Below are 1,054 nucleotides of genomic sequence, written 5' to 3'. Positions count from 1 at the left end.
GCTGCGGATGCAGCCGTTCTCGCGGTCGTCGTCCAGGCTCGGCCAGCGGGTGTTCTGGCTGAACGCGGTCTGGGTGGGGATGCCGGCCGGGCCGGCCTTGAAGAAGGTGTGCACGGCTTCGTCGCGGGTCTGGGTGATGTCCCACTGGGCGATGGCATCGGCCATGCTCGGGCTGTGCACGGTCGGCACGTCGGTGTGCAGCAGGCCGCCGCGGGCCAGCTCGCCGAGGATGGAGAAGATGCCGCCGGCGCGGTGCACGTCTTCCATGTGGTACTTCTGGATGTTCGGCGCCACCTTGCACAGCTGCGGCACCTTGCGCGACAGGCGATCGATGTCGCGCAGGTCGAAGGCGATCTCCGCCTCTTGCGCTGCGGCCAGCAGGTGCAGGATGGTGTTGGTCGAGCCGCCCATGGCGATGTCCAGGGTCATGGCGTTCTCGAAGGCCTTGAAGCTGGCGACGTTGCGCGGCAGCACGCTGTCGTCGCCCTCGCCGTAGTAGCGCTGGCACAGCTCCACGGCCAGGCGCCCGGCGCGCAGGAACAACTGCTCGCGGTCGCTGTGGGTGGCCAGGGTGGAGCCGTTGCCCGGCAGCGACAGGCCCAGGGCCTCGGTCAGGCAGTTCATCGAGTTGGCGGTGAACATGCCGGAGCAGGAACCGCAGGTGGGGCAGGCGCTGCGCTCGTATTCGGCGACCTTCTCGTCGGAGCAGGAGTCGTCCGCCGCGACCACCATGGCGTCCACCAGGTCCAGGCCGTGGCTGGCCAGCTTGGTCTTGCCGGCTTCCATCGGCCCGCCGGAGACGAACACCACCGGGATGTTCAGGCGCAGGGCGGCCATCAGCATGCCGGGGGTGATCTTGTCGCAGTTGGAGATGCAGACGATGGCGTCGGCGCAGTGGGCGTTGACCATGTACTCCACCGAGTCGGCGATGATCTCGCGGCTGGGCAGCGAATAGAGCATGCCGTCGTGGCCCATGGCGATGCCGTCGTCCACGGCGATGGTGTTGAATTCCTTGGCCACGCCGCCGGCCTTCTCGATCTCGCGGGCGACCAGC

Annotated in this window: 1 protein-coding gene; it reads right to left on the bottom strand. The window is 68.2% G+C overall.

Going from position 1 to position 1,054, the window contains the following annotated elements:
* On the bottom strand, nucleotides 1-1,054 hold a 1,054-nt coding region (locus DK254_RS18735; RefSeq protein WP_177412093.1), incomplete at both ends, for a dihydroxy-acid dehydratase.

This window comes from Pseudomonas sp. RW407 (genome assembly GCF_003176655.1).
GTDB lineage: Bacteria > Pseudomonadota > Gammaproteobacteria > Pseudomonadales > Pseudomonadaceae > Pseudomonas > Pseudomonas delhiensis.
This window is presented reverse-complemented; position numbering and strand designations above follow the sequence as displayed.